The organism is Homoserinimonas aerilata, assembly GCF_006716125.1.
In the GTDB taxonomy this organism is placed as follows: domain Bacteria; phylum Actinomycetota; class Actinomycetes; order Actinomycetales; family Microbacteriaceae; genus Homoserinimonas; species Homoserinimonas aerilata.
Window position 1 is genome coordinate 1 of record NZ_VFOM01000001.1, and the last position, 20,167, is coordinate 20,167.

The window sequence follows — 20,167 nt, forward strand, 5'->3', positions numbered from 1 at the left end:
TCTCCTCAACCCGGGCGTGCTCGTCGCCCCGCGTCCGCTCGACGCCGACCTGCGCCGACCGCAGGCGCTGCCCTTGCCGAAGGTGCGCGGCTTCGCCCTCGACCACGACGGCGGCGACTTCACAAAAGCCGTGCACCGCTGCGTCGGAGTCGGCAAATGCCGGGCCGACAACACGGCATCCGGCGGCTTCATGTGCCCGTCATACCTCGCCACGGGTGACGAGAAGGACTCGACTCGCGGCCGCGCCCGCGTGCTGCAGGAGATGGCCAACGGAACCCTCGTCACCGGCGGATGGCAGTCACCCGAAGTGCAGGAATCGCTCGACCTGTGCCTCTCATGCAAAGCCTGCGCGAGCGACTGCCCGGCCGGCGTCGACATGGCCGCCTACAAGTCGGAGGCGCTGTTCAGACGCTACGAGGGGCGGATGCGACCGGTCACCCACTACGTGCTCGGCTGGCTGCCGCGGTGGGCGCGCCTTGCGTCGCCGTTCGCCCGCATCCTGAACCCGCTGCTGCAGTGGCGGCCCCTGCAGCGGCTCGTGCTGTGGGCCGGAGGAATGGATGCGCGCCGCAGCGTGCCGCGCTTCGCGGACGTGTCGTTCAGCAGGAGCCGCCGCACCCCACGCGGGTTGAGGGATCGCGCTCTGGCGCGATCGTCTCGAAACCAGCCCACCCAAAACTCGCGCGCCGGTCTCGAGACTGCCGCCCTAGAGGGCGGCACCTCGACCAGCGGGTTGCCCACTACTCGCGGGTTGAGGGATCGCGCTCTGGCGCGATCGTCTCGAAACCCAGCCCCCCGCGTGCTCGTCTGGGCCGACTCGTTCAGCGACAACTTCTCGCCGTCGATCGCGCACGCATCCGTCGCCGTTCTCGAGGCGGCAGGCTACGAGGTTGTCACCCCGAAGCCGGTCTGCTGCGGGCTCACCTGGATCACGACCGGCCAGCTGACGGCCGCCCGCGCGAAGCTCTCCGCGCTGCTCGACGAGTTCACGCCGTATGTCGACGCGGGCGTGCCGATCCTCGGGCTCGAACCGTCGTGCACGGCCGTGCTGCGCTCCGATCTGCTGGAGCTGCTGCCCGACGACCCGCGCTCCGCCCGAGTCGCCGCGGCAACCCACACGCTCGCCGAACTGCTCGCCGCGCCCGAACCGATTGGCCCCGGCGCGCGCTGGTCGCCGCCGCGCCTCGACGGAACCGATGTACTCGTGCAGCCGCACTGCCACCAGCACGCCGTCATGGGTTTCGACGCTGACACCCGCCTGCTGGAGGGGCTCGGAGCATCCGTCACCGCGCTCGCCGGATGCTGTGGGCTGGCCGGCAACTTCGGCATGGAGAAGGGGCACTACGAGGTGTCGGTCGCCGTCGCGGAGAACGCGTTGCTGCCGGCGCTGCGCACGCGGGCGAGTGAGACGGTGTTCCTTGCGGACGGGTTCTCGTGCCGCACGCAGGCCGACCAGTTGGGCGCGACCCGCGGCATCCACCTGGCGGAGCTCCTCGCGGAGGCGCTGTAGCCCGTCGGCACCACCTCGACCAGCGAGTCGGCCGGAGCAGCCGTTTGCCGTACTTGAGCCGGATGGAGGCGGGGCGCAACGCGAAAGGGCCGCCCCGAACGGGACGGCCCTTGTGCGAAGCGAACGCTAGTCGCGGAAGATGGCGAGGAGGCGCAGGATCTCGACGTACAGCCACACGACGGTGACCATGATGCCGAACGCGGCCTGCCATCCGAACACGCGCGGGGCGCCGCGCTCGACGCCGGTCTTCACATTCTCGAAGTCCATGACGAGCGAGTATGCGGCGAGCAGCACGATGAGGATGCCGAGGCCGATGCTCACGATCGGGTTCGCGTCGCGCAGGCCGAACATGCTTTCGGTGGCGCCGAATGCGACGAGGCCGAAGTTGACGAGCGAGAACATGGCGTAGCCGACCATGCCGACGAGGAAGATCTTCGTCATCTTGGGGGTGGCGCGCACCTTGCCGCTGAGGAACAGGGCGAGCGTCACGCCGACGACGCCGAGCGTTCCGAACACGGCCTGCGGCACGATGTCGTAGCCGAAGCCGCTACCGAAAACGTAGGAGATTCCACCGACGAAGAGGCCTTCTGCGGCCGCGTAGGCGAGGATCAGCCCGCGCGACGGCTGCTTCTTGAAGATGTTGACGAGCGCGAGCACGAGGCCGGCGATGGCACCCGGGATCATCAGGATCGGAACCATCCAGCCGACGACGGCCGTGGCGACGAGCACCGCGAAGGCGATGAGCGTCTTCACGATGGTGTCCTCGTAGCTCATGCGACCCGTGTCGGTGGGCGTGGCCGACGGGCGGCCGTACATGGCGTCGAGCTCTTCACTCGAGACGGGCTTCGTGTAGCTGGCGGCCTTGGCGCCGGAGGCGAAGGCGGGGGAGTTGCTGAATGCGGGGTTGGCCATGATGGTCTTCTCCTGGGTCGGCCGGCTGCGTTGGTGGGAGTGCCGGTCTGTGGGTGCAACCTTCAGGCTATCGAATCTGTTCCTGCGGGAAGCTGCGAATATGCCTGCGAACGGATGCGCATCCGCCGTCGGTCAGCGGCCGGGCCCGAACAGTTCGATGCCCATGTAGACGATGAGGGCGACGCCGGCGATGCCCAGCACGACGCCGATGAGCAGCGGTACGTCGAGTTTCGTCTTCTGCCGTTCCGTCTTCTGCGCGGTCCTGCGGCTCGCGGGGGCGGCGGGCGTTTCGGATGCGTCGCCAGCAGTGTCGGATGCGGTCTGCGCCGGTTCCGGGCGGATGGCCGCGGGCACCGTCTCGCCCTGAATGGCCTCCCGTATCTCGGCGACGCTCGTGGGGGCATCCGCAAGCGGGGCATCCGCAACTGGCGCATCAGCAACTGGCGCATCCGCGACCGGCACCTCGAGGAGGGGCGCGGGCGCATCCGTGATGGGGGCGGCGGGCTCTGCGGCGCTCAGGTCTGCGCCGCAGTGAATGCAGAATTTCCATTCGGGCGAGAGCTGCCGGGCACAGCTGGGGCAGGTGGGCATTCTGGCAGGCTAGCAACGATTGGCGGCGCGCGGGAATGGCCGTAGCGTTGCACTGTGGATGACGAGAACGCGACGACCGGGCAGCCCATCGAGGAGCGCCCCCACGGTGAGGTGGCGCGCCATCCGGCCAGGCCGTCGCTCGGCCCAGCATCCCGCCCGCTGGTGATCGCGCATCGCGGTGCGAGCGGCTACCGCCCGGAGCACAGCCGTGCCGCCTACGAGCTGGCCTTCGCCATGGGTGCCGACGCGGTCGAGCCGGACATCGTGCCGACCCGCGACGGCGTGCTCGTGCTGCGCCACGAGAACGAGATCTCGGGCACGACGGATGTTGCCGAGCATCCGGAGTTCGCGTCCCGCAGGGCCACCAAGACGATCGACGGCATCGCGCTCACCGGCTGGTTCACGGAGGACTTCACGTGGGCCGAGCTGAGCACGCTGCGGGTGCGCGAGCGGCTGCCGAAGCTGCGCGATGCGAGCACCACCTTCGACGGTGCGGACGGCATCCTGAGGCTCACCGATCTGCTGGCGATGCTGGATGCGGCCGGTCGGCCGGTCGGGTTGGTCGCCGAGATCAAGCACGCCGCCTACTTCGAGTCGATCGGGCTGCCGCTCGACGAGCTGTTCGCGGCCGAACTTCGGCAGGCCGGGTGGGCGAACGACGAGCGCCTCACCGTGGAAAGCTTCGAACTCGATGTGCTGCATCTGATCCGCGGCCGAGGCATCCGCGCATCGTATGTGTATCTCGTGGAGGCGAGCGGGGCGCCCGCCGACAGGGTCGCCCGCGATGGTGACGCCGCCCGCGCCTACGCCGACGATGTGACCCCGAACGGGCTGGCCGAGCTGGCGCTGCTCGTCGACGGCATCAGTGTCGACAAGCGGATGCTGCTGCGAGCGGATGCGGACGGCAACACCCTGGGGCTGGGCACGATCGTCGAGCGGGCGCACGCCCACGGGCTGACCGTGTTCTGCTGGACCCTGCGTGCGGAGAACCGCTTTCTGGGCAAGAACCTGCGCAGGCCGGGCGGCGCCGCCCGCTGGGGCAACTGGCTGGAGGAGTTCCAGCTGATCCTCTCCTCGGGCATCGACGGCGTCTTCGCCGACCAGCCCGACTTGGCGATCGAGGCGCGGGCGCGGCTCTGACCGCTGCTACACCGTCGTCGCGACACCCTCGCGGGCCTGCGCTGGTGTCCAGGGCGTGCCGTTGGCGGTGGTGAGTTCGCGGATCTGCGCGTCATCGAGCAACCGGTAGGGGCGCCCGTGAAGCAGGAGTGCGGTCTGTGCCGCCTCCTCGATCTCGCCGACGGCAGTCTGGGCTTGGGCAAGGGTGGGGAACGCGGCGATGGAGCCGTGGTTGGCGAGCAGCGCCCCGCGGAACTCGAGCGGGCTGCTGCGGATGGCGTCTGCCTGTCGCGGATCGCCCGGCGCGAAGTACGGGAACAGCGGCACCTGGCCGACCTTCATCAGCAGGTAGGGGGTCACCGGCATGATGGCGGTGTGCGCACTCCACGGTTCGAGGCAGGACAGTGCGGTGGCGCTCGCCGAGTGCACATGCACGACTGCGGTGTCGCGGGGGTCGCGCGCATACATCGCCAGATGCAGGGGAACCTCTTTGGAGGGGCGAGGGCCGTCGAGGTGGGTGCCATCGAGTGCGACAACGGAGAGTTCATCGGCGCGCAGCGAGCCGAGGCTCGAGTTGGTGGGGGTCATGAGGATGGTGTCGCCGTCGCGGATGCTCATATTGCCGGAACGACCGGGGCTCAGGCCGGCGTCGACCAATTCGCGGCCCGCCTCGATGAGGCGGTTTCTCTTGTCTGTCATGCGAGGTGCTCCCAGGCTGTGCTGAACATGTCTTCTGATCCGAAGTTGCCGGACTTGAGGGCGATGGAGATGGTCGGGCCCGCGTCGACTGTGGCGTTCGCCCAGACCACGCCGGGGGCGATCTCTGGGCCGATGAGCAACTCGGTGATGCCGAGTGCGGAGACGACGGAGCCTGACGTTTCGCCGCCGGCGACGATGAGTTGGCGTACGCCGGCGTCGACCCCGCGGCTTGCGATGCGGGCCAGTGCCGCCTCGATGAGTTCGGATGCCTCCTCCCGCGTCGTCGCCGTCGCCTCGAGGTCTGCCGCTGAGCCTGTCGCGTAGACGAGCACGGGGGCATCCGGCTGGGCAGCCCAGTGGTCTTCAGCCCAGTCGAGGATGCGGTCGATCTCTGCATCGAAGCGCTCGCCGAGCGCGTCGAGGTCGAGGTGGAGGGAGGGCATCCGATCGGATGCTGCGCTCACCTGGCCGCGCGTCGCCTCGGATGCGGACCCGCTGACGACGAGTCGTCGGCCGGGCGTGGGCGTGAGGGCGCCTGCCGCCTCACGCGGTTCTTTCGGCGTGAGCTGTGCGGCGAGTCCGGCGCCTCCCGTGAGCAGTACCTCGGCCGGGGTTGCGGCGGCGATCCTGGCGAGGTCGCTGTCGTCGATGGCGTCGAGGATGACGAGGCCTGGCGTTTCTGTGATGGCGGCGGTGAGCGCATCCTGTTCACCGCGCACGGTGGCAAGCCCGATGCGGCGCACCGGCCGACTCGTCTGCGGTGCGAGCACGCGTTCGAGGTTCGCATCGGTCATGGGGGTGAGCGGGTGGTTGCGCATGGAGCTGTCGCTGAGGAGTGCGTCGCCGACGAAGAGGTGGCCCTGGTAGACGGTCCTGCCGTTGGCGGGGAAGCTGGGGACCATGATGGCGGTGCTTGCGCCGGTACGGTCGAGGAGGGCATCCGTGACGGGGCCGATGTTGCCGGTCTCTGTGGAGTCGAAGGTGGAGCAGTACTTGAAGTAGAAGCGGTCTGCTCCCGCCGCGACGAGGGCGTCGTAGGCGGCGGTGCTGGCGTCGACGGCGTCGTCGACGGGTGTGGTGCGCGTCTTGAGGGCGACGACGACCGCGTCGACGCTGTCGGCCGACTCGACGGTGGCGTGTCCTATCGTGACGGCGGTGCGGTATCCGGCCTTCACGAGGGCGGCCCCGATGTCGGTTGCGCCCGTGAAGTCGTCGGCAATGCAGCCGAGAAGTTGCATGGTCTCTCCTAAGTCGATTCACACTAACATGTGACGATTTGTGATTCTGTTTGCAAGTCGTGTGAATTTATGGTTATTGTCTCTCAACCGAACACATAAGGAATCGCAGTGAATATAGAAGCCCTCCTGAAGGAGGCCGACGGTGCCCCGATCAGGATCGCCCTCACCGGTGCGAACGGCGCCTATGCGCGTACCCTGCTCGCGCAGCTGCTGCTCGTGCCCTCACTTCACCCCGCGATCCTGTGCGACCTCGACCTCGAAGGGCTGCGCGCCACACTCAGCGAGCTGGGTTACCCCGCCGAGCGCCTCGTCCTGGCGGCCGAAGCATCCGATGCCCCCTCCGATGCGATCATCCTCAGTGACGATGTGACCTCGATCGGCGAACTCGGTTTCGACATCCTCGTCGAGGCCACCGGAAACCCGGCCATCGGCTACCAAGCGGCGCTCTCGGCACTCGAATCGGGCCACCACGTCGCCATGGTGAGCAAAGAGGTCGACTCGATCGCCGGCAGCCACCTGCTGCGCGTGGCCGCCCGCAACGACGTCGTCTATACACTCGCGGGGGGAGACCAGCCGGCGAACCTCCTCGGCCTCATCAGCTGGGTGCGCACGCTCGGCCTCGACATCGTCGCCGTCGGCAAATCCAGCGAATACGACCTCGTGCTCGACCCAGACACGGGCCAGCTCAGCCAACTCGACGAGACGATCGACGGCTCCGGGATGCTCGACCACCTCGACCTCGGCACCAGCGTCACAGAGACCCTCGCGAAGAGGGCCGAAGTGGTCGAGGCATTGAACCGCCGCGCAACCGCCGACTACTGCGAGATGGCGGTCGTCGCCACCAACGGGGGCTTCTCGGCCGACGTCGAACGGCTGCACTACCCCGTCGCCCGCACTGCCGAACTTGCCGACATCTACTCGCTCCAAGAAGACGGAGGCATTCTCTCCGCGCCCGGACGGATCGACGTCTTCAGCGCGCTCCGCCTGCGCGGCGAGGCCAGCTTCGCCGGCGGCGTCTTCGTCGTCGTGCGCACCCACGACTCGGCCACCTGGCGCATCCTTGCCGAGAAAGGCCACGTCGTCAGCCGCAACGAGCGCTACGCCGCCATCTACCTGCCGTACCACTTCATGGGCATCGAAACCCCGCTGACGCTGCTCGCCATCGCGCGGCTCGGGCTCGCGACCGGTTACTCGCAGGCGCGCGGCGACACCCTTCTCGCCGGGCGCGCAGCTCGCGACCTTCCCACCGGAACAGTTCTCAGCATGGGCGGCCACCACCACGATGTCGCGGGTGTGAACCCCGTGCTCGTCGAGCGCGGAACAGTGCCGGTGGGCACAGCACCCCTCTACGTGCTCTCGTTCGCCACGACCGTGCGAGACATCCGAGCGGGCGAACTCATCGCCATCGACGATGTGAGCGGCTACGACCCCGTTCTGCTCGCCGCCTCCACAACATCCTGAACCACTTCACCGACCCCCAATCCATCTGCAAAGGAGCATTATGAGTTCATCAGCCACGGCCACCAAGCCTCGAGCCACAGGCAAGGCCACGAGCGTCCGCTGGAGCATCGTCGTCGTGCTGTTCGTGTTCTACACGATCAACTGCATCGACCGCGCCGCCCTGGGTGTCGCGCTGCCATCGATCACAGAAGACTTCCACCTGTCCCCGACGATGCAGGGCGTCATCCTCAGTGCCTTCTTCTGGAGCTACTGCCTGCTGCAGATCCCCGGAGGCCTCGCCGCTGACAAATTCGGCCCGCGCCGAGTCATTGGCGTCGCCGCCGCCATCTGGGGTGCCTTCACCGCCTTTGCCGGCCTCGCCGTCAACGGCGTCATGCTCATCCTCGCCCGCGTCGGACTCGGCGCATTCGAGGCGCCCTACATGGCGTCCGCGAGCAAGCTTGTCGCAGCCTGGATGCCGCCCAAGCGTCGCGCCAGTGGCGTCACGCTCATCGACTCCGGGGCACCGCTGGGTGCCGCGATCGGCGGCCTTCTCATCGCCTGGCTGATCTCGACCACCGGGTCGTGGCGCTGGTCCTTCCTCATCATCGGTGTCTCGACAATCGTCATCGGCATCCTCGTAGCCCTCTACATCCGCAACAAGCCTCACGAGCACCCGCACGTCAACGAGCAGGAGATCGCCCTCATCGAGGTCCCGGCCGAAGCCGAGGGTGAGAAGCCTGGCCTGAGCAAAGCCAACATCGTCGCGATGGTCATCGGTCGTCTCGCCTGGGCGATGGTCTTCTGGGGTCTCGTCACCTGGGGCCCGAGCTACCTGAGCGCGGCCCGCGGGCTCGACCTCAAGGCCATGGGTTTCGCGATCTTCCTCATCTTCCTCTGCGGCGCAATCGGAGAAATCCTCTCCGGCTTCCTCGCCGACCAGCTCCAGAAGCGCTTCTCCCGCAACGTCTCGTTCAAGCTCCTCTTCGGAGGCTCCGGGGCACTGAGTCTCGCCGCGCTCGTCGCGCTTCCGATGGTGTCGGATGCGGGAGTCGCCGTCGCCCTCCTCTGCGTCGGCGTGTTCTTCAACCTGTTCGGCGGCCTCTACTGGACCATCCCGGCGATGCTCGCCAAGCCTGACCGCGTCGGCCTCGTCGGCGGCGTCATGAACTTCGCCGGAACATCCGCCGGAATCATCGTGCCCATCGTGGCCGGAGTCCTCCTCGAGATCACGGGCGGCTACACCGCGGTGCTGATCTTCCTTGCCGGGGCAGCACTCGTCTACCTCGTCGGCTCACTGTCGATCAACTTCAACGGCACCAAGAAGAGCGACACGCAGGAGAAGGAACTGGCGCATGCCTGAGACGGATGCCGCGGCGGCGGGCTATGACGGACCCGTCATCGACGCCCACCACCACGTCTGGGACCTCCGACGCAACCTCCACCCCTGGCTGACCCCCGAGGGCAAAGTGGCACACCGCTACGGTGACTACAGCGCCATCAAGCACGACTATCTGGCCGCCGACTTCCTCGACGACATCGAGGGCACGCCGGTCGAAGCCAGCGTGTACATGGAAGCCGAATGGGATCCGAGCGACCCTCTCGGCGAGGTCGAGTACATCCGTGAGATCAGTGCGACCACAGGCGTGCCGGGGGCGATGGCCGCGCAGGCGTGGCTGAACGCGCCGGATCTGGCCGAAGTCCTCTCCTCCTACGCGGCGACGGGCATAGTGCGCAGCGTTCGGCACAAGCCCGGCGGCCCAGCGACACTCGCTGCCGTCGGAAGCGAGCGCACGCTCATGAGCGACGACGCGTGGAGGGCTGGCTACGCCCTCCTCGAGGAGCACGGGATGCACTTCGAGCTGCAGACACCGTGGTGGAACCTTCCCGAGGCCGTCGAACTGGCGAAGGACTTCCCGGCCACGACCCTCGTGATCAACCACTCCGGCGTGCTGCTCGACCGCGAGCCGGAAACGCTCGCAGGATGGCGCGCAGCCATCGACGCGGCCGCCGCCCTTCCGAATGTGGTGATCAAAGCATCCGGGCTCTGTGTCGAAGGCGTGCCGTGGAGTGTCGACCTCAACGCCCGCGTCGTGCTCGACATGGTTGCCGCTTTCGGGGCAGAGCGCGTCATGTTCGGCAGCAACTTTCCGGTCGACGGCATGTTCACGACATACCGCGGGCTGCTCGACGGTTACCGCGAGATCACGAGCGTGCTCTCGGCATCTGAGCAGCGCGCGTTCTTCCACGATACGGCGGCGCGAGTGTACCGGCCGACGCCGATCGTGGGCGATTCAGTACTCTAGGCGAATGGCCCAGAACCCGACCTCGGAAGCGCCGCTCATTCCCGAGCAGCGTAGGGAGAAGATACTGCGCCAGCTGCACCGGGAGCAGGTTCTGAGCGTCCACCAGCTCACCGAGATGCTGGGGGTCTCCCATATGACGGTGCGGCGAGACATCGCCGCACTGGAGACGGATGGGAAGGCCCTCGGCATCCCGGGCGGCGTGCGGCTGGCGAGCCATGTGCGTACCGAACCGAGCCGCGTCGACAAGTCGGCGCTCGAGCCGCAGCGAAAGGCAGGCATCGCACGCGTCGCCGCCGGGCTCATCCGCGACGAGATGGTGATCTATCTGGATGCGGGAACAACGACGCTCGCGATCGTCCCGCACCTCGCGGGCCTCACAGGGCTCACCGTCATCACCAATGACTTCGCCATCGTCGACGAGCTGTCGCTGCTCGGCGGCGTCGAGGCCGTGCACATCGGCGGTCAGGTCGAATGGGCCAACCGTTCCACCGTCGGAACGATAGCGGCGCGCACGCTCGCACGGCTCAACACCGATCTTGCCTTCATCAGCGCGAGCTCGTGGAGTATGCACCACGGCGTGACAACCCCGTCGCCGGGCAAGGTCGAGGTGAAGATGGCGGCCATCTCGTCGACCTCCGACGCGGTGCTCGTCGCCGACAGCTCCAAGTACGGCACCTTCAGCATGTATTCGGCGGTCGAGCTGCGTGAGTTCAGCTCCATCGTGACCGACTCCGAGCTGAGCGAGGGGGCCGCGGAGGGCATCCGCGCCCTCGATGTCGAGCTCACGCTCGCGCCCCCGGCGGAATAGCGAGCGACGATCCGTCGGCACTCCTGCGGGGTCGGTGGTGCCGCCTACAATTGGGCGGGACATGACCTTCATCCCCACCGCTCCCGACCTCCTCGACGGCCTCAACCCGCAGCAGAGGCAGGCCGTCGACTATCGCGGCCCTTCGCTGCTCATTCTCGCGGGTGCCGGCTCCGGCAAGACGAGCGTGCTGACGCGCCGCATTGCGAGCCTGCTGCAGAATCAGGATGCCTGGCCGAGCCAGATCCTCGCCATCACGTTCACCAACAAGGCCGCCGCCGAGATGCGCGACCGTGTGGAGGGTCTCATCGGGCAGGCCGCCGAGGGCATGTGGATCTCCACCTTCCACTCCGCCTGCGTGCGCATTCTGCGCCGCGAGGCCGAGAACTTCGGCTTCACCAAGAACTTCACCATCTACGACTCCGCCGACTCGCGCGCACTCATCAAGCGCATCATCAAGGAGCTCGATGCGGATGCCTTCGGCTTCACGGTCAGTTCTGTCGCGTCCAAGATCTCCCGCCTCAAGAACGAGCTCAACGACGTCGAGTCCTACGCCCGCAACGCCAACTTCAACGACCCGGCCGAGCGCGTGTTCGCCGAGATCTTCCGCACGTACACGCGCGAGCTGCAGCGGGCGAACGCGTTCGACTTCGATGACCTCATCGGACAGACGGTCTACCTGTTCCGGGCGTTCCCGCAGGTGGCGGCCGTCTACCAGCGGCGCTTCCGGCACATTCTCGTCGACGAGTACCAGGACACGAACCACGCCCAGTACTCCCTCATCCGCGAACTGACCAGGCCCGTCGAGGCGCATGTCGCCGCCGAGCTGGAGGCGGGCGAGGGCTACCGCAGCTCGCAGCGCGACGCCACCGGCGGCATCCCGGGCGCGAGCCTCACCGTCGTCGGCGACTCCGACCAGTCCATCTATGCGTTCCGCGGGGCGGACATCCGCAATATCGTCGAGTTCGAGCGCGACTTTCCCAACTCGACCGTGATCCTGCTTGAGCAGAACTACCGCTCGACCCAGAACATCCTGAGCGCAGCCAATGCGGTGATCGCCAACAACTTCGACCGCAAGGAGAAGAACCTCTTCACGACGGTCGGCGATGGTGAGAAGATCGTCGGCTTCACCGGGTACAGCCAGCACGACGAGGCGCAGTTCATCGCCGACGAGATCGGTGTGCTGCACGAGGGCGGCATGGACTACAAGGACATGGCAGTGTTCTACCGCACCAACGCGCAGACGCGAGCGCTGGAGGAGATCTTCATCCGCTCCGCCATCCCGTACCGCGTGCTCGGCGGCACCAAGTTCTACGAGCGCGCCGAGATCAAGGACGTCATGGCGTACCTCACGGCCGTCGCCAACCCGGCCGACCCGCTCGCCCTGCGCCGCATCATGAACGTGCCCAAGCGCGGCATCGGCCCGGCCACCGAGGCGGCGCTGCAGAACCATGCCGACAAGAACGAGCAGATGCTGCGCGACTCGCTGCGACAGGTCGACGAGCTGGGGCTCGGGCCGAAGGTGACGGCCGCCATCCAGGGTCTCGCCGCGACCCTCGACCAGGCGACCCTCGTGGTCGAGACCGCGAAGGTGGCCGACATTCTCGAAGGGCTGCTCAAGCAGACCGGATTCGTGGATGCGCTGCGCGCGTCACGAGACCCGCAAGACGAGGCGCGGGCTGAGAACGTCGAAGAGCTCCTCGCGCAGACGAAGGAGTTCGGCACGCGCAACCCGGAGGGCACGCTGCTCGACTTCCTCACCGAGGTGTCGCTTGTGGCGGCCGCCGATGACCTTGACGACTCCAGCGGAACCGTCTCGCTCATGACGCTGCACACCGCGAAGGGCCTCGAATACGATGCCGTATTCCTCGCCGGCGTGGAGGAGGGGCTGCTGCCGCACCAGATGTCGGCGGGCGAACCGGGCGGCCCGGCCGAGGAGCGACGCCTCTTCTATGTGGGAATCACGCGCGCCCGCCAGCGCCTCTACCTGTCACTCGCCATGACGCGTGCCCAGTTCGGCGACGTCAACGTGGCCATGCCGAGCCGCTACCTGCAGGAGATTCCCACCGAGCTCATCGACTGGCGGCAGTCGCCGGGCATGGCCAACTCGCGCGGTGGCACGCAGCCGCGGGCGATCAACGCGCGGCGCGGGGAGCTCGGCTCCTCCGGTTCGGGCCTCAGTAGCGGCGGTTCCGGCTACGGCTTCTCGACCGGCCCGAGCGCGACGGCGTTGGCCCGCGCGGCCAAGAACGCCGAGAACAAGACCCAGTGGGCGAACCGCGTCACCAGCACGGTGCGCGACAACGGCGACCTCAAGCTGGCCGTAGGCGACCGCATCCGCCACGACGACTTCGGGGAGGGGCGCGTGTCATCCGTCACCGACAACGGCGCCAAGAGCATCGCCGAGGTGCAGTTCGACACGGCCGGCCGCAAGCGTCTCCTCGTCAAGATTTCTCCGATTGAGAAGCTATAGCTTCGCCTTCTTGTCTGATTGCCGCTTCGCGCCAATCCCCATCGAGAAGCTGTAACTCTCTGCGCGCCGCGGGCATCCGCCATCGTTGTGCGGGTTTTGTGTCATTGCGCGTGCCCTGACGCGCACAACGACACAAAACCCGCACAACGTCACCCGCGGCCCGTAACGTGGATCCCATGCCGCTCACAAAACTGCGATCGAATGTCGGCGGCGAGGTGGCGGATGCCCTGGCCGGCCTGCGCACGGATCTGCCGGATGCCTTCCCCGAGGCTGTCGAGGCGGAGGCCCGGCGAGCAGTCGACGCGGCAGAAATGCCCGACGACGACCTGAGCGGGGTGCCGTTCGTGACCCTCGACCCGGCGGGCTCCACCGATCTCGACCAGGCGCTGCACATCGAGCGCGCCGGCGACGGCTTCACCGTTCTGTACGCGATCGCTGACGTGCCCGCGTTCGTCGCGCCCGGCGGGGCGGTCGACGCGGAGGCGCGACGCCGCGGCCAGACGATCTACGCGCCCGATGGCCGCATCCCGCTGCATCCGCCCGTCATCAGCGAGGGCGCCGCAAGCCTGCTCGAGGGTCAGGAGCGGGGCGCGTTCGTGTGGCGCTTCGAGCTCGACCATGCCGGCAGGGTGACGGATGCCTCGCTGCGGCGGGCGCGCATCCGCAGCACCTGGCAGGGGTCGTATGAGGAGGCTCAGGCCCACGTGGATGCCGGCGGCGACGAGCTGCTGTCGCTGCTGCAGGAGGTGGGCGAGCTGCGCATCGCTCTGGAGCGCGAGCGCGGCGGGGCGAGCCTGAACCGCCCTGAGCAGGAGATCGTGGAGGAGGGCGGCCACTACCGGCTGGTGCGGCGCGCGACCCTCCCGGTGGAGGGTTGGAATGCGCAACTGTCACTCATGACGGGGATGGCGGCGGCCGACATGATGCTGTCGGCCGGGGTGGGCATCCTGCGCACAATGCCGGCGCCCGACGCGCAGGTGATCGAGGCGTTCCGCATCCAGGTGGCGGCGCTCGGCCGGGAGTGGCCGACCGGGATGGCGTACGGCGAGTACCTGCGCACCCTGCCGCAGGATGACCCTGTGACGCCGGCGATCATCCAGGCGGCGGCGAAGCTGTTTCGTGGGGCCGGGTACACGGTGCTCGACGGGCCGGTCGACCCTGCGACTGTCGTGCAGGCGGCCATCGGTGCGCCGTACGCGCATGTGACGGCGCCGCTGCGCCGGCTGGTCGACCGTTTCGTGCTGCTCGTGTGCGAGGCCGTGTCTCAGGGGCGGCCCGTGCCGGGGTGGGTGACGGATGCCCTTGCGAGCCTCCCCGGGATCATGGCCGAATCGGGGCGGCTCGCCTCCCGGGTCGACAGCGGCGCCATCGCGATCGTCGAGGCGGCGGTGCTGGCCGACCGGGTGGCGGAGAGTTTCGACGCCGTCGTGGTGTCGGCGAACGACTCGCACGGCACGATCCAGCTGCTGGACCCGGCCGTCACGGCCCGCTGCGATGGCGCGCTCACGGCGGGCGAGCGGGTGACGGCGACCCTCGTGACGGCGGATGTGGCATCCGGAACCGTGCTGTTCAGAGTCACCGCTCCGCGCTGACCAGTTGCTGGCCATCCCAGCTCACATCGACCGAGTTCATTCCCATGGCGAGGCCGCCGTTGGGGCCGAACTCGGATTCGGGGATGCAGGAGAGCGCCCACCCTGCCGAGCCGTCTGTCGCGAGCAGGCAGATGTCGCCGTCCGTGTTGCGGACCGCGTAGGCGTTGCCGTTGACGGTCGCGTCGACGAGTCGCACAGACTCGGGAATGACGGACATTGATTCCGCGAGCTCAGGGGTGATGGTGAGATCGTTGCTCGTCCAGGGGCGGTCGAGCAGCGCGAGGGCCGAGGCGAGGCGTTCGTCGGCGGCGGCCTGCTCGGCCGGGTTGAGTTGCGGGCGCAGCGAGTCGGTGACGGGAGGAGGTGCCGCCACTGCGCCAAGGTCCTCAGGCGCGCCCGGATGCTGCTGCGCCACGGATGCGACGGCGAAGCCGAGCCCGAAGCAGGCGACCATGCCGGCGGCGATGGCGATGCGCGGCCAGAGCCTGCGCTTGGGCGGGGTTGTCGTCGGCTCTTCTGCGGGCCAGGGCTGCTCTGCGGTTTCGGGCGCCGAGGCATCCGGCTCGGTGACTGCGGCTGCGTCTGCGTCTGCGTCTGCGTCTGTGGGCGTCGCCGCCGCAAGCTCCTGCAGCCGGAGCCGCGCGTCAGCGGCGGCCTGTTCGTCGTCGGCGTTGCGGGTGCGACCGTAAGCGGTGGCGCGCAGTCTCTGTAGCTCGTGCGCGGCATCCGGGGTCATCGTTCCAGCCTAGGGCGGCGGTTGCGGGGCGTCGACAGGCTCCGGATGCGCGCCCGTCGAGAAATAGAGGGTGACAGATCACGAGACGGCGAATATAGTTGGTGTACTGACTAATCGGCGGCGATGCCGCGTCGGAGAGGACGACTGCAATGCAGCAGATGGATGGAACCGCAGACACCCCGGAGCTTGAGCAGCTGTACAAGGACTTCGAGGCGAACAACATGACGCCGCTGTGGACGCAGCTCGGCGACCTCATGCCGTTGCAGCCGAGCCCCGCTGCAATCCCCTTCGTGTGGCGCTGGAAGGTGCTGCACGACATCGCGCGGCGCGCCGGCCATCTCGTGCCCGTCGGGCGCGGCGGCGAGCGGCGCGCCATCGCCCTCGCGAACCCTGGCCTCCCCGGCACCGCGTATGCGACCCCGACGCTGTGGGCGGCCATCCAGTGGCTTGAGGGCCACGAGACAGCCCCCGAGCATCGTCACAGCCAGAACGCGTTCCGCTTCGTGGTGGAGGGTGAGGGTGTGTGGACGGTCGTCAACGGCGACCCTGTGCGCATGAGCCGCGGCGACTTCCTGCTCACGCCGGGGTGGAACTTCCACGGCCACCACAACGAGACCGACCAGCCGATGGCGTGGATCGACGGCCTCGACATCCCGCTCTCGCACTACATGGATGTGGGCTTCTTCGAATTCGGCTCCGAGCGCGTCACCGACTACGCGACGCCCGACATCTCCCGATCCGAGCGGCTCTGGGCCTACCCGGGCCTGCGCCCGCTCTCGAGCCTCGACCCGCTCGTGTCGTCGCCGATCCCCGCCTACCGCTGGGAGTACACCGACCGCGCGCTCGCCGAGCAGCTCCTGCTCGAAGACGAGGGCCACCCGGCCACCGTCGAGCAGGGCCATGCTGCCGTGCGGTTCTCCAACCCGACGACAGGCGGCGACGTCATGCCGACGATCCGCGCCGAATTCCACCGACTCCGCGCCGGCGCCGCCACCCAGACCCGCCACGAGGTCGGATCGAGCGTCTGGCAGGTCTTCGAGGGCTCCGGCACCGCGGTGCTCGGCGACGTCGAACACAAGCTCGAGAAGGGCGACCTCTTCGTCGTCCCCTCGTGGGTACCGTGGTCACTGCACGCCAACGGCGAGCAGTTCGACCTGTTCCGCTTCTCGGATGCGCCCGTCATGGAGCGCCTCCACTTCAACCGCACCTACATCCCTGGAGAGAACAAGTGAAACTCGCAACACTCCGCGCCGAGGCCCGCCCCGGCAGCAGCACCGTCGCCGTCCGCATCGACGGTGACGCCGCCGTCGAGATCGACGGATTCACGGATGTCGGTGCCCTGCTCGCGACGGAAGGCTGGCGCGACACCGCGGCAGCCGCATCCGGTGCGAGCCATGCGCTCGCCGACATCGAGCCGCAGCGTTGGGCTCCTGTCGTGCCGAAGCCCGGCAAGATCGTCTGCGTGGGCCTCAACTACGGCACCCACATCACGGAGATGGGCCGCGAACTGCCGGTGCATCCGACGCTGTTCGCCAAGTTCCCTGAGGCGCTCATCGGCCCGTTCGATGACGTCGAGATGCCCGCCATTTCGAACGAGGTCGACTGGGAGGCGGAGCTCGCCGTCATCATCGGCGCCCCCGCGCGCCGCGTCACCGAGGGCGAGGCGACCGCGCACATCGCCGGCTACGCCGTGCTCAACGATGTGACCATGCGCGACTACCAGTACCGCACGCTGCAGTGGCTGCAGGGCAAGACGTTCGAGAACACGACACCGTTCGGCCCGTACCTGGTGACGACCGACGAGTGGCAGCTCGGCCCCGACATGCGCTGCATCGTCGACGGCGACACCGTGCAGGACACGACGACGGCAGACCTGGTGTTCACGCCGGAGAAGCTCGTCTCCTACATCTCCGACATCGTCACGCTGAACGCGGGCGACGTCATCGCGACCGGCACCACCGGCGGGGTCGGCCACGCCCGCAAGCCCGCGCGCTACCTGAAGGACGGCTCCATCCTGGAGACCGAGATCGACGGGCTCGGCGCCCAGCGCAACCTGGCCAAGTCCGTCTAGGCATCCGTTGTCGGCCCGGATGTCGCATCCGGGCCGACAACCAAGCGAAGGAGTTCTGATGGCCGCACGTACCGACAACGTCGACGACCCGAAGCTCGCGGCGGGCCTGCTGCTCGCGCGCCGCGGCACGGCATTCTTCTCCCGCAAGCTCAACGAGCTGAGCGACAGTGAGCTGTACGAGCCGTCGCTCCTCTCCGGGTGGACCCGCGCCCACCTCGCGGCGCACGTCGGCTACAACGCCCGCGCCCTCACGCGTCTCACCGAGTGGGCGGCGACGGGCGTCGAGACGCCCATGTACTCCTCGCCCGAGCAGCGCAACGACGAGATCCAGCTGGGGGCGACGCTCAGCGCGCGGGCGCTGCGCAACCTCAGCGACCACGCGATCGTGCACCTGAACGTGGAATGGCGTGACCTGCCCGCGGATGCCTGGGGTCGCCAGGTCAGAACGGCGCAGGGCCGCATCGTCCCCGTCTCCGAGACGGTCTGGATGCGCACCCGCGAGGTGTGGCTGCACGCGATCGACCTCGGCAACGGGGCGAGCGTGCGCGACCTGCCGACCGAGTTCGTCGACCGGCTGCTGCCGGAGGTCGTCGCACTGTGGAAGACGCGCGGCGACGCCGTGCCCAACCTGCTGCTGCGCGCCACCGACCGCCCCGATCTGTCGCTGCGACTCGATGACGCAGCCGACGCCGAGCCGGAGGTGCTCACCGGCGAGGCCGCCCAGCTCCTCGCGTGGGAGACCGGACGCGCGAACACCGGGCTGCAGCTCTCGGGCGGCGGGCCCGTGCCTGTCGCGCCGCGGTGGCTCTGAGCATCCGCCTCGTCCTAGGATCATCGGATGCTGTCACCCGAGCTTGCGCGCTACACCGGCTACCTGGTTCGTCGCGCCCAGCAGCTGCATGCCGCACTGTGGCAGCAGGAACTCCTGACGGAGAGCACCTCCGTGCAGTTCGGCGTGCTCAGCCTGCTCGCCAGCAACCCGGGTATCGACCAGCGCTCACTGGGCGCGCTGCTGCAGCTGGACCGTTCCACCGTCGCCGACGTCGTGCTGCGGATGGAACGCCGCGGCCTGATCGCGCGCGTGCGTGATGAAGGGGACCGCAGGAGGAACATCCTGAGCCTCACCGAGCAGGGCAGCGAGGAGCTCGCGACGCTGCTGCCGCATGCGGAGCGCGTGAACGAGGCCCTCGTCGGCGGGCTCGACGAGCGTGACCGCGCAGAGCTGAACCGCCTGCTGGGCATCCTGCTCGACACGCAGACGGCCCGCTCGCTCTCCGCTGGTTGAGGAGGCCGCCCGCGGCCGTCTCGAAACCTCACCCGCGAGCAACCCCGGTGAAAGATTCGCCAGTCTTTCACCCCGAGCCGGACCTCTCTCGGGGAATCCCGCAGTGGGGTGCGGGTAGAGTTTCTTGAGGCACACTTCTGCGGCCCTGCTCTTTCGGTCCGCATGGACTTTCGCCACTTCCAGACAATTACGCGCGGATAGGAATGAGCAGCGTGGATCTATATGAGTACCAGGCCAGGGACCTTTTCGAGTCCTATGGCGTTCCCGTACTTGCCGGCCTGATCGCCGACACCCCTGAGGAGGCGAGGGCCGCCGCTGAGAAGATCGGTGGCACTGTCGTCGTCAAGGCGCAGGTGAAGGTCGGTGGTCGAGGCAAGGCGGGCGGTGTCAAGGTCGTCCACAATGCGGATGATGCGTTCGCGGCGGCGGAGCAGATCCTGGGCCTCGACATCAAGGGTCATGTCGTCAAGCGCGTCATGATCGCCGCCGGTGCTCGCATCGACAAGGAGTTCTACTTCTCGGTGCTGCTCGACCGCGCCAACCGCTCCTACCTGTCGCTGTGCAGTGTCGAGGGCGGCATGGAGATCGAGGAGCTCGCCGTTGAGCGGCCTGACGCTCTCGCCAAGATCGAGGTCAACCCGCGCGCGGGTCTCGACCTGGCCAAGGCGGAGGAGATCGCCCGGGCTGGCGGCTTCCCCGAAGAGCTGGTCGCCAAGGTCGCGCCGGTCTTCGTGAAGCTCTACGACGTCTACAAGGGTGAGGATGCGACGCTCGTCGAGGTCAACCCGCTCGTGCTCACCGAAGATGGCGACATCATCGCGCTCGACGGCAAGGTCTCGCTTGACGAGAACGCCGGCTTCCGGCACCCGAAGCATGAGGCGCTCGAGGACAAGTCGGCTGCCGACCCGCTCGAGGCGAAGGCCAAGGAGAACGACCTCAACTATGTGAAGCTCGACGGTGAGGTGGGTGTCATCGGTAACGGTGCCGGCCTCGTCATGTCGACGCTGGATGTTGTGGCCTACGCGGGTGAGAGGCATGGCGGCGTGAAGCCGGCCAACTTCCTCGACATCGGTGGCGGAGCATCCGCCGAGGTGATGGCTGCGGGCCTCGACGTCATCCTGAACGACGCGCAGGTCAAGAGTGTCTTCGTGAACGTCTTCGGCGGCATCACCGCCTGTGACGCTGTCGCCAAGGGCATTGTGGGCGCGCTTGCCGAGCTCGGCTCGGCCGCGAACAAGCCGCTCGTGGTGCGCCTCGACGGCAACAAGGTCGAGGAGGGTCGTCGCATCCTGAACGAGGCGAACCACCCGCTCGTGACCCTGGCCGCAACCATGGACGAGGGCGCCGACAAGGCCGCCGAGCTCGCCAACGCAGCGAAGTAAGGAACGCC

The 20,167-nt window shown here is 68.0% G+C and carries 18 protein-coding genes; 13 read left to right on the forward strand and 5 right to left on the reverse strand.

Features of this window, described 5'->3' with window-relative positions; genetic code table 11:
• Nucleotides 1-1,510: (Fe-S)-binding protein (locus FB562_RS00005; RefSeq protein WP_185740403.1), on the forward strand; the 1,510-nt coding region annotated here is incomplete at its 5' end.
• Nucleotides 1,511-1,636: 126 nt separating this feature from the next.
• On the opposite strand, the gene FB562_RS00010 is transcribed toward FB562_RS00005, so the two are convergent.
• Both FB562_RS00010 and FB562_RS00015 read right to left on the reverse strand, forming a co-directional pair.
• A complete protein-coding gene (locus tag FB562_RS00010; protein WP_141879267.1) occupies nucleotides 1,637-2,422 on the reverse strand; it encodes a Bax inhibitor-1/YccA family protein in 786 nt (261 codons plus the stop codon).
• Nucleotides 2,423-2,554: 132 nt separating this feature from the next.
• Nucleotides 2,555-3,013: a zinc ribbon domain-containing protein gene (locus FB562_RS00015; protein ID WP_141879268.1), complete on the reverse strand. Its 459-nt coding sequence runs from the start codon at nucleotides 3,011-3,013 to the stop codon at nucleotides 2,555-2,557.
• Between the two features lie 111 nt (nucleotides 3,014-3,124).
• Between FB562_RS00015 and FB562_RS00020 the strand changes: the two genes are divergently transcribed.
• The gene (locus tag FB562_RS00020) at nucleotides 3,125-4,153 is read left to right on the forward strand and encodes a glycerophosphodiester phosphodiesterase family protein (RefSeq protein ID WP_141880996.1); all 1,029 of its coding nucleotides are present in this window, start codon (nucleotides 3,125-3,127) and stop codon (nucleotides 4,151-4,153) included.
• A 6-nt stretch (nucleotides 4,154-4,159) separates the two neighbouring features.
• Here the strand turns inward: FB562_RS00020 and FB562_RS00025 are convergent, their stop codons facing one another.
• Both FB562_RS00025 and otnK read right to left on the reverse strand, forming a co-directional pair.
• Complete coding sequence (locus FB562_RS00025) at nucleotides 4,160-4,831, reverse strand: class II aldolase/adducin family protein (protein ID WP_141879269.1); 672 nt, start codon at nucleotides 4,829-4,831, stop codon at nucleotides 4,160-4,162.
• Entirely contained in the window at nucleotides 4,828-6,069 is a 1,242-nt protein-coding gene (otnK, locus tag FB562_RS00030; RefSeq protein WP_141879270.1) for a 3-oxo-tetronate kinase, read from the reverse strand. Before otnK ends, FB562_RS00025 begins: the two co-directional genes overlap by 4 nt.
• Nucleotides 6,070-6,177: 108 nt before the next feature.
• Between otnK and FB562_RS00035 the strand changes: the two genes are divergently transcribed.
• The 6 genes from FB562_RS00035 to FB562_RS00060 all read left to right on the forward strand — a co-directional run bounded on the left by FB562_RS00035 (nucleotide 6,178) and on the right by FB562_RS00060 (nucleotide 14,685).
• Entirely contained in the window at nucleotides 6,178-7,530 is a 1,353-nt protein-coding gene (locus FB562_RS00035) for a homoserine dehydrogenase (RefSeq protein WP_246081274.1), read from the forward strand.
• A 40-nt stretch (nucleotides 7,531-7,570) separates the two neighbouring features.
• Entirely contained in the window at nucleotides 7,571-8,872 is a 1,302-nt protein-coding gene (locus FB562_RS00040) for an MFS transporter (protein ID WP_141879271.1), read from the forward strand.
• Entirely contained in the window at nucleotides 8,865-9,815 is a 951-nt protein-coding gene (locus FB562_RS00045; RefSeq protein WP_141879272.1) for an amidohydrolase family protein, read from the forward strand. Before FB562_RS00040 ends, FB562_RS00045 begins: the two co-directional genes overlap by 8 nt.
• A gap of 4 nt (nucleotides 9,816-9,819) precedes the next feature.
• Nucleotides 9,820-10,623, forward strand: coding sequence for a DeoR/GlpR family DNA-binding transcription regulator (locus FB562_RS00050; RefSeq protein ID WP_141879273.1), 804 nt, complete (start codon nucleotides 9,820-9,822; stop codon nucleotides 10,621-10,623).
• 61 nt (nucleotides 10,624-10,684) lie between these two features.
• A complete protein-coding gene (locus tag FB562_RS00055) occupies nucleotides 10,685-13,093 on the forward strand; it encodes a UvrD-helicase domain-containing protein (RefSeq protein WP_246081275.1) in 2,409 nt (802 codons plus the stop codon).
• Between the two features lie 176 nt (nucleotides 13,094-13,269).
• Nucleotides 13,270-14,685 (forward strand): RNB domain-containing ribonuclease, encoded by a 1,416-nt coding sequence (locus tag FB562_RS00060; RefSeq protein WP_141879275.1) that lies wholly within the window; start codon nucleotides 13,270-13,272, stop codon nucleotides 14,683-14,685.
• Here the strand turns inward: FB562_RS00060 and FB562_RS00065 are convergent.
• Nucleotides 14,669-15,421 (reverse strand): hypothetical protein, encoded by a 753-nt coding sequence (locus tag FB562_RS00065; protein ID WP_141879276.1) that lies wholly within the window; start codon nucleotides 15,419-15,421, stop codon nucleotides 14,669-14,671. The genes FB562_RS00060 and FB562_RS00065 overlap by 17 nt on opposite strands.
• Nucleotides 15,422-15,570: 149 nt before the next feature.
• Here FB562_RS00065 and FB562_RS00070 point away from each other — a divergent pair, with 149 nt between their 5' ends.
• From FB562_RS00070 to sucC, 5 genes are all read left to right on the forward strand, one after another.
• On the forward strand, nucleotides 15,571-16,653 hold the full coding sequence (locus tag FB562_RS00070) for a cupin domain-containing protein (RefSeq protein WP_141879277.1): 1,083 nt from the start codon (nucleotides 15,571-15,573) through the stop codon (nucleotides 16,651-16,653).
• Nucleotides 16,650-17,492 (forward strand): fumarylacetoacetate hydrolase family protein, encoded by an 843-nt coding sequence (locus FB562_RS00075; RefSeq protein WP_141879278.1) that lies wholly within the window; start codon nucleotides 16,650-16,652, stop codon nucleotides 17,490-17,492. The genes FB562_RS00070 and FB562_RS00075 overlap by 4 nt, the downstream gene beginning before the upstream one ends.
• A gap of 58 nt (nucleotides 17,493-17,550) precedes the next feature.
• Nucleotides 17,551-18,303 (forward strand): maleylpyruvate isomerase family mycothiol-dependent enzyme, encoded by a 753-nt coding sequence (locus tag FB562_RS00080; RefSeq protein ID WP_141879279.1) that lies wholly within the window; start codon nucleotides 17,551-17,553, stop codon nucleotides 18,301-18,303.
• A gap of 27 nt (nucleotides 18,304-18,330) precedes the next feature.
• On the forward strand, nucleotides 18,331-18,777 hold the full coding sequence (locus tag FB562_RS00085; protein WP_141879280.1) for a MarR family winged helix-turn-helix transcriptional regulator: 447 nt from the start codon (nucleotides 18,331-18,333) through the stop codon (nucleotides 18,775-18,777).
• Between the two features lie 212 nt (nucleotides 18,778-18,989).
• Nucleotides 18,990-20,159, forward strand: coding sequence for an ADP-forming succinate--CoA ligase subunit beta (gene sucC, locus FB562_RS00090; protein ID WP_141880998.1), 1,170 nt, complete (start codon nucleotides 18,990-18,992; stop codon nucleotides 20,157-20,159).
• The last annotated feature ends 8 nt before the right edge of the window (nucleotides 20,160-20,167 follow it).

What these genes read in the sequence shown, in the direction of transcription:
- FB562_RS00010 (WP_141879267.1), bottom strand. Translation starts at nt 2,422, where the DNA reads ATGGCCAACCCCGCATTCAGCAACTCCCCCGCCTTCGCCTCCGGCGCC.
- FB562_RS00015 (WP_141879268.1), bottom strand. Translation starts at nt 3,013, where the DNA reads ATGCCCACCTGCCCCAGCTGTGCCCGGCAGCTCTCGCCCGAATGGAAA.
- FB562_RS00025 (WP_141879269.1), bottom strand. Translation starts at nt 4,831, where the DNA reads ATGACAGACAAGAGAAACCGCCTCATCGAGGCGGGCCGCGAATTGGTC.
- otnK (WP_141879270.1), bottom strand. Translation starts at nt 6,069, where the DNA reads ATGCAACTTCTCGGCTGCATTGCCGACGACTTCACGGGCGCAACCGAC.
- FB562_RS00040 (WP_141879271.1), top strand. Translation starts at nt 7,571, where the DNA reads ATGAGTTCATCAGCCACGGCCACCAAGCCTCGAGCCACAGGCAAGGCC.
- FB562_RS00045 (WP_141879272.1), top strand. Translation starts at nt 8,865, where the DNA reads ATGCCTGAGACGGATGCCGCGGCGGCGGGCTATGACGGACCCGTCATC.
- FB562_RS00050 (WP_141879273.1), top strand. Translation starts at nt 9,820, where the DNA reads ATGGCCCAGAACCCGACCTCGGAAGCGCCGCTCATTCCCGAGCAGCGT.
- FB562_RS00055 (WP_246081275.1), top strand. Translation starts at nt 10,685, where the DNA reads ATGACCTTCATCCCCACCGCTCCCGACCTCCTCGACGGCCTCAACCCG.
- FB562_RS00060 (WP_141879275.1), top strand. Translation starts at nt 13,270, where the DNA reads ATGCCGCTCACAAAACTGCGATCGAATGTCGGCGGCGAGGTGGCGGAT.
- FB562_RS00065 (WP_141879276.1), bottom strand. Translation starts at nt 15,421, where the DNA reads ATGACCCCGGATGCCGCGCACGAGCTACAGAGACTGCGCGCCACCGCT.
- FB562_RS00070 (WP_141879277.1), top strand. Translation starts at nt 15,571, where the DNA reads ATGCAGCAGATGGATGGAACCGCAGACACCCCGGAGCTTGAGCAGCTG.
- FB562_RS00080 (WP_141879279.1), top strand. Translation starts at nt 17,551, where the DNA reads ATGGCCGCACGTACCGACAACGTCGACGACCCGAAGCTCGCGGCGGGC.
- FB562_RS00085 (WP_141879280.1), top strand. Translation starts at nt 18,331, where the DNA reads ATGCTGTCACCCGAGCTTGCGCGCTACACCGGCTACCTGGTTCGTCGC.